The sequence below is a fragment of the Hymenobacter sp. FMD4 genome (genome assembly GCF_058932745.1).
The window spans coordinates 54,419-61,326 of record NZ_JBZYWH010000030.1 but is presented as its reverse complement, the minus strand read 5'-3'; the positions used below and the strand labels follow the sequence as shown (position 1 = coordinate 61,326).

The following is a 6,908-nucleotide window of genomic DNA, read 5'->3' as shown; positions in this document are numbered from 1 at the left end:
TACTGCAGCTGTTCCTGAATCACAGCCACGGCTTCACGCAGTGTCAGGTCCTTGCGCAGGGGTTGAACGAAGCGCGTAGAACGGTTGGTCTGGGTACTGTCGGAGCCGGCGGCAGCCAGGGCCAGCGGCGCTACGTTCAGCACGGTGGCTTGTTGCTGGGCTTCGCGGTACTTCTCCGTGGTCTGCTGCACCAGTTGGCGCTCGGCGCGGTACGTTGTTAGATTCAGTGATACACGCGTTTCTTTCTGGCGCTTGGCCATGTTCTGCACGGCGTCGTTGAGCAGGCGGAAAGCTTGGTTGGAAGCGATGCGCTTCTGGCTGTTGGCAGCGAGCTTGGCGACGGGCGGAGCCGCTGCCCAGGTTTGGTACTTGGCCGGCGCAATTTCGTCCCAGGGCAGCGGGTAGTCGGTGTCCTGTTCGCCGTCGGCCAGGGAGCTGTAAGGATCGGGCACCACGATGTCGGGCGTCACGCCTTTGAACTGCGTGGAGGAGCCATTGACGCGGTAATACTTCTGCACCGTCATCTTCAATGATCCGAAAGGCTTAAGAGAGGCCAGCTCGGGGTTCATGATGTTGTCGAGGTCAAACACGCGCTGTACTGTGCCTTTGCCGTAGGTGGTATTGCCGAGGATGACGCCGCGCTTGTAATCCTGGATGGCCCCGGCCAGAATTTCGGAGGCGGAGGCGCTATAGCGGTTCACCATTACCACCAGCGGGCCATCGTAAGTTACCTTGGGGTCCGGGTCGCGCAGAAGTTCAGGAGCCTTCTGCCGGCCTTTTACCTGCACCATGGGGCCGCTTTCCACAAACAGGCCCGCCATTTCGGCGGCATCCAGTAAGGAGCCACCGCCATTGAAGCGCAGGTCGAGCACCACACCGTCCACTTTTGCCTGCTTTAGCTTTTCCAGCTCTTTCTTCACGTCTTGCGCACTGCTGCGGCCACCGTTCTGGTTGAAATCGGCGTAGAAGCTCGGCAGCAGGATGTAGCCAATTTTCTTGCCGCCCTCATTGATGACGGCCGACTGGGCGTACGTTTCCTCTATCACCACTACATCCCGAATGATGGAGATGACGCGGATGCTGGCATCGGGCTTTTTCACCGTCAGGCGCACTTCGGTGCCTTTCTTACCGCGGATCATCTGCACCACTTTATCCATGCGCATGCCTTCCACGGCCACCGGTTCGGCATCGGCCTGTGCCACGCGCAGGATAATGTCGCCTACTTTCAGCTCGCCTTGGCGGTACGAGGCCGAGCCGGGCACGATGTAGGCCACCACAATCTGGCCGTCTTTTTCGCCTAGCTGCGCGCCGGTGCCTTCAAGGCGGCCGGTGAGTGCCAGGTCAAAATTGGTTTTTTCTTGCGGTGCAAAATACTCTGAGTGCGGGTCGTAGGTATTGGCCACGGCATTGGCAAACTGGGCCAAACGGTCGGCTTCGTCGGTCTGGCGCAGGTCGCTAAACCACTCGTCGTAGTATTTCAGTACCTGCTTACGTGCTTCGGCTTCCATCTCGGCCGGGGTGCGCACCGGCGCCGAGAGCGTTGCTTCGTTGGGGGTCGACTTGGTAGACGCCAGCGACTTTTTCTGTTGGCGCTGCTGCTCATCCATCATTTCCGACACGCGCACCATGGTCTGGTACTTCAGCAAGCGGCGCCACAGGTCGCGGCGGGCGGCTTCGTCGGCGGCGTAGGAAAGCTTGGACGGTTCGGTTTCAAAGGTTTCGTTGGCCGTGAACTCAAAGGGCTGCTTCAGCAGCTCGCGGTACAAGGCTTGGGCTTCCTGCATCCGCTGATCGATAAGGCGGGTGCTCAAGTCCAGAAACTCGTGCTTGCCTTGCTTTATCTCGTTGTCTATGGCCTTTTCGTAAGCTTGGAGCTGCTTCACGTCCGATTGGAGCAGGAACTTCTTACCGCTGTCGAGGCGCTTGAGGTAAAGTGCGAAGGCGCGGCGCGAAAACTCGTCGTCGAGTTGGCCTGGCTGCACGTGGGCCACGCCCATGCCCTGCGTAACGGTGCTGAGCAGAACTTCCTTTTTATGTAGCGGCACATCGCCACCCTTGCGGAGATTAATCTCGCTGGGACCGAGCAAGAAAAAACCTGGCAGCAGGGCCGAGTACAAACCTAACGTAGAGCGAAAAGACGCCATAAAGCAAAAATTAGAAAGCGAAAGATAAGCCACGGCGGGAAACCCGGCACTTAGTCTCTTCCCGGCAATGGACTAGCCGTATCTGGATGACAATCATTAAGACGCGGGTGGACGCAGCAAGTTGCACGCCGCTACGAGGGGCTAAAAGCAGGAATCATTCCAGACCGCCCCGCTTCGGCAATGTAACGGCATCGGGAACATCCCCTACCCGCTCGACTCTGACTGGCGTAGGATTAATTGGGATTCAACAAGTGACAAAATACAACCTGAAGCTTATCCCAGTATGCTGCGCTCAACGGCCCTCTTCTGCCCTCATTTTATGAAACTGCTCTCGTGCCTTTGCTGGCTGCTTTCGTTGCTCGTTACCAACACCGCCGCGGCGCAGCAACGTCTGCAACCGGGCTTCGATAAGGAAGAATACTTAGAATTGCTGCGCCTGCACGCCCGCCAAAGCCCCGACTCAGTCTGGTTTAGGGGCATTCCTGCACCCAAGCGGTTTCAACTGGTGTACCGCTCGCCCATCGTAGGGCTCGACAACCGCTGGGACCTATGGACCAACGGCCAGGGGACGGTGGTGGTAAGCATCCGCGGCACCACGCAGAACAACGTCAGCTGGCTCGAAAATTTCTACGCGGCTATGCTGCCGGCCAAGGGCCAACTGCAGCTAGCCAACAACCGCACCTTCCGCTACGAGTTGGCCCAGCACCCGCAGGCGGCCGTGCACGCGGGCTGGCTGCTGGGCATGGCTTCGCTTTCGGCCGACATCCTGAGCAAGCTGGATTCCTGCTCCCGCCACGGCACCCGGCAGGTGCTGCTGATCGGCCACAGCCAAGGCGGGGCTATTACCTTCCTAATGACGGCGCACCTGCGCTCCTTGCAGCGCCAGGGCCAGCTACCGGCCGACATCCAACTCAAAACTTATTGCAGCGCCGGCCCCAAACCCGGCAATCAGTATTTCGCCTACGAGTACGAAGCCGCCGCGTATGGCCCGAACGGCGGTTGGGCGTTCAATGTGGTAAACGCTGCCGATTGGGTGCCGGAAGTGCCCATTTCTATACAAACGCTGGACGACTTCAACCCAGTAAATCCATTTATGGGGGCCAAGGGCATTATTCGCAAGCAGGCCCTGCCCAAGCGGGTGGCCCTGGGCTACGTTTACCGCCAGCTGGATAGGCCGACGCGTAAGGCGCAGCGGGCTTATCAAAAATACCTCGGCACCATGGCCTCACGGGAAGTGACCAAGCAGCTGCCAGAATACAAGCCGGGCGAGTATTTCCCGAGCAATAATTACGTCCGCACTGGTCACACCATCGTGCTGATGCCCAATGCGGCTTACTACCAGCTGTACCCCAATGACCCGCAGCGCATCTTCGTGCACCACATGTTTCAGCCTTACCTGTACCTAGCCGAGCGCCTGCCGTAGCTGATAGCGCCTTTTGCGCTGATGACCATCGACCTGCCACGACTCCTGTTCGTGCACCGGCATCGAGCCTTGGACCCAGAGACAGTCTGGACCGGCAATCAGTTTGTAATTTCTCTTGGGCCGATACGAGTTGAACAACATTTCGTAAGCAGCCCTTTGGACTTACTTACTTGACCTCACCCCAGCCCAAAACGCGGTAAACTTGCATCCCGATCCGCTGCCTCTTCATGCATCTGTACGTTTATACCCTCCTCCACGACGCTCTCCGAGCCCGCCTACGTGCTCAACTTCCGCCCGATGTGGAGGTTGCTTTCCGCAACGAGCTTTCCGAAGCCGAGCAACTACCCGCTTTCCGATCCGCTCACGTCATCCTCGGCAATCCGCCGCCTGAGTGGTTTACTGAAGGACCGTTACCCAACCTGCAGTTCTGGCAAATCGATTCTTCCGGCTTTGAGCGCTACGCTGGTCTGCAACTTTCTGTACCGGTAGCCAACATGGGCGACTACTTCGCCTGGCCCTGCGCCGAAAGCATTGTGGCCGGCATCATGGCCCTTTACCGCAACTTGCCCGAGTTGGCCCTGCTCCAAGCCGAAAAGCGTTGGGTGGGCCCGCCCGTGCGAGCCACCATGCAGCTTATGCGCCACAAACGGGTTGTCATCCTCGGGGCCGGTTACATTGGCCTCGCGGTACGCCAGCAGCTCTCCGGCTTTCAGTGCCACACACAGTTGCTGGCCCGCACCAGCCCGGAGGCGCAGTTGCACTCTGCGGACGATTTGAAAGCAGTACTGCCCGAAACCGGCCTCGTTATCAACTGCCTACCTGGCACCGCCGAAGGCTTCTTCTCCGCCGAATTGATTCAAGCCATGAAGCCCGGCAGCGTGTACGCCAGCGTGGGTCGCGGCAACACCACCGACGAGCCCGCCCTGATTGCGGCGCTGCAGTCTGGCCATCTGTATGGCGCCGTGCTGGACGTAACCGCCGTGGAGCCGTTACCCACCGACAACCCACTCTGGAGCCTGCCCAACGTCATCGTCACCCAACATTCCGCCGGCGGCCAGCCCGACGAAGACAGCGGCAAAGTGGACATGATTCTGCTGAACCTGCAGCGCTTTCAGCGCGGCGAGCCGCTAGAAAATCTGGTGGATGTGACGCGGGGGTATTGATAAAGTCGAGAAGTCATTGTGGAATAGATGGCGAAAGTGCATCCCCTGTACAGCACTTTCATTAAAACGCTCATGCACCTACGTGTACTTCTGTTCCTTCTCTTCTTGTTATCCATTGCCTGCTCCTGCAGCGGCCAAAACTCTACGGTAAACGGACGGGTAATAACCCAACTCGGCGAGCCTATGCCGGGCGCAACGGTATTGCAAAAAGGCACTACCAACGGTATATTGACCGATGCCGATGGCTACTTCAGCTTTCGTGTTTTTGCGGCGCAGGATACCCTTGCTCTGGTCGTTTCATCAGTTGGCTACCTCACCCGCGAGGTTAAAGTACTTGCTGCTGGCCAGCCAGTTATTCAGCTCCAAGAAGACATCAGTCTACAGGAAAGCGCGGAAATATTCTGCTCAGTGTATGCACCACCGATTATGGCCGTAGGCCTAGCGAGTGGGGTACGCTATGCCCCGCTCGGGGGCCGGATTCAGTTATTTGGGCAGCGGTTGGTTCGGGTACCCGTCAGAGCTTCGGCAGGATGGCAAACCAATTTGAGTCGCAATTATGCCTTAACCAGCAGTCTGCAAATCGGCTTTGGCTACAAGTGCAGACCGTTGCTCGCCCAAAAAGTAGAATACCAGCAATTGCAAGGTATTGGACCTGATGTCCGCTTTGCTAGCTGGCGAGCAGAGACTAGCGTTGCATTGTTTTTTCTACAGGGCCGCAGAGTGCCTCAGCTTTTGCTTAGCGGCGGCTATGCCCGCTGGGGTTCAGCATCACGGCAAGAACTTAAGCAGCGCGGAGGCTATGGGTATGGCTTTGGCCTAACAAACAACAATCTGCTCCCTTACCCTTTCCAATTATTTGCCACGGCGCAGGCCACGCGTTGGCCTGGCTTTTGGCAATTTCAGGGCGAAGTACTGCATCCGTTTGCGAGCAATTATCAGGCGGGTTTTCGGGTCAATCACATTCGGACCTATCGGGAAATAATCTTGGTCTTCCAACGCTTCTTTTATTAAAGCCGCACAGCTAGCACCTCAACAATTCGCCTACCAGCTTTCGACTGCATTTTGCCACTGCGGAGGCCCGCTTGCGCTACACTCCTACCTGATCATTGCCTCTACTGATCTTACGCTGCATGGCCGAGGGCAACCTGGCCAAAATCAGCAACGACGGCAAGCAGGAACAGATAACAAAATGACGAAGCCCGACCGATACGGTCGGGCTTCGTCGTTTTGTAAATGCAATAGCTTACGCCTCTTGGGTGCTCTTGCTAATGGCTTCTACCATGGCTTCCGAGATGCCCGTAGTGCTGAAGCCTCCGTCGTGCATCAAGTTCTGCATGGTCACGTAGCGCGTCAGGTCCGAGAACAGCGACACGCAGTAGTCGGCGCAGGCTTCGGCCGGGGCGTTGCCCAGGGGTGAGAGGCGGTCGGCGTACTCGTAGAAGGCGTCGAAGCCGCTGATGCCGGTGCCGGCTGTGGTCTTAGTCGGCGACTGTGAAATCGTATTCACGCGCACCTTCTTCATGGTGCCGAGGCGCTGACCATAGCTGCGGGCGATGCTTTCCAGCACGGCCTTAGCTTGCGACATATCGGTGTAATCGAGGAACGCGCGCTGAGCGGCGATGTACGACAGGGCCACCACTGAGCCCCACTCGTTCAGGGCGTCCTGCTTTTCGGCCACGTGCAGCATTTTGTGGAACGACAGCGCCGAGATGTCCAGCGTCTTCTGGAACCAGTCGTAGTTCAGCTCGCCGTAGTGCTTGCCCTTGCGAATGTTCGGGCTCATACCGATCGAGTGCAGTACGAAGTCAATCTTGCCACCGAGTTGCTCTACAGCGCCGCTGAATACCTTCTCCAGGTCTTCGAGCACGGTGGCATCGGCCGGAATGATCGGGGCGTTGCACTGCTCCGAGAGTTTGTTGATTTCGCCCATGCGCATGGCCAGTGGCGCGTTGCTGAGCACAAACGTGGCGCCTTCTTCGTGGCAGCGCTGCGCCACTTTCCAGGCGATAGATTGTTCGTTGAGGGCGCCGAAGATGATGCCGCGCTTGCCGGCAAGTATGTTGGTGGCCATAAATGAAGTTGAGTCGAGTCGGAAGAAGGACTATGGAATGAGCAAAAATAGGCGTTCGGCTGAAACAGTAACGCGGCCTTGGTAGTCTGCGCCCGCTGATAGTAATC

General features: G+C 57.8%; 5 protein-coding genes. 3 read left to right on the top strand and 2 right to left on the bottom strand.

The features are described from left to right. Nucleotides 1-2,144: carboxy terminal-processing peptidase (locus AC5FXY_RS20110; protein ID WP_493558515.1), on the bottom strand; the 2,144-nt coding region annotated here is incomplete at its 3' end. Between the two features lie 319 nt (nucleotides 2,145-2,463). Here AC5FXY_RS20110 and AC5FXY_RS20105 point away from each other — a divergent pair. The 3 genes from AC5FXY_RS20105 (at nucleotide 2,464) to AC5FXY_RS20095 (ending at nucleotide 5,741) form a co-directional block, all read left to right on the top strand. After that, entirely contained in the window at nucleotides 2,464-3,567 is a 1,104-nt protein-coding gene (locus AC5FXY_RS20105) for a lipase family protein (RefSeq protein WP_493558514.1), read from the top strand. Nucleotides 3,568-3,794: 227 nt separating this feature from the next. Further along, nucleotides 3,795-4,730, top strand: a complete 936-nt coding sequence (locus AC5FXY_RS20100; RefSeq protein ID WP_493558513.1) for a D-2-hydroxyacid dehydrogenase — start codon at nucleotides 3,795-3,797, stop codon at nucleotides 4,728-4,730. Nucleotides 4,731-4,835: 105 nt separating this feature from the next. Beyond that, nucleotides 4,836-5,741 (top strand): carboxypeptidase-like regulatory domain-containing protein, encoded by a 906-nt coding sequence (locus tag AC5FXY_RS20095; protein WP_493558512.1) that lies wholly within the window; start codon nucleotides 4,836-4,838, stop codon nucleotides 5,739-5,741. Between the two features lie 232 nt (nucleotides 5,742-5,973). Here the strand turns inward: AC5FXY_RS20095 and AC5FXY_RS20090 are convergent, their stop codons facing one another. Continuing rightward, nucleotides 5,974-6,801, bottom strand: coding sequence for an enoyl-ACP reductase FabI (locus AC5FXY_RS20090; protein ID WP_493558511.1), 828 nt, complete (start codon nucleotides 6,799-6,801; stop codon nucleotides 5,974-5,976). Nucleotides 6,802-6,908: the final 107 nt, after the last annotated feature.

Coding starts and splice junctions, on each gene's coding strand:
- AC5FXY_RS20100 (WP_493558513.1), top strand. CDS start 3,795: ATGCATCTGTACGTTTATACCCTCCTCCACGACGCTCTCCGAGCCCGC.
- AC5FXY_RS20090 (WP_493558511.1), bottom strand. CDS start 6,801: ATGGCCACCAACATACTTGCCGGCAAGCGCGGCATCATCTTCGGCGCC.
- AC5FXY_RS20105 (WP_493558514.1), top strand. CDS start 2,464: ATGAAACTGCTCTCGTGCCTTTGCTGGCTGCTTTCGTTGCTCGTTACC.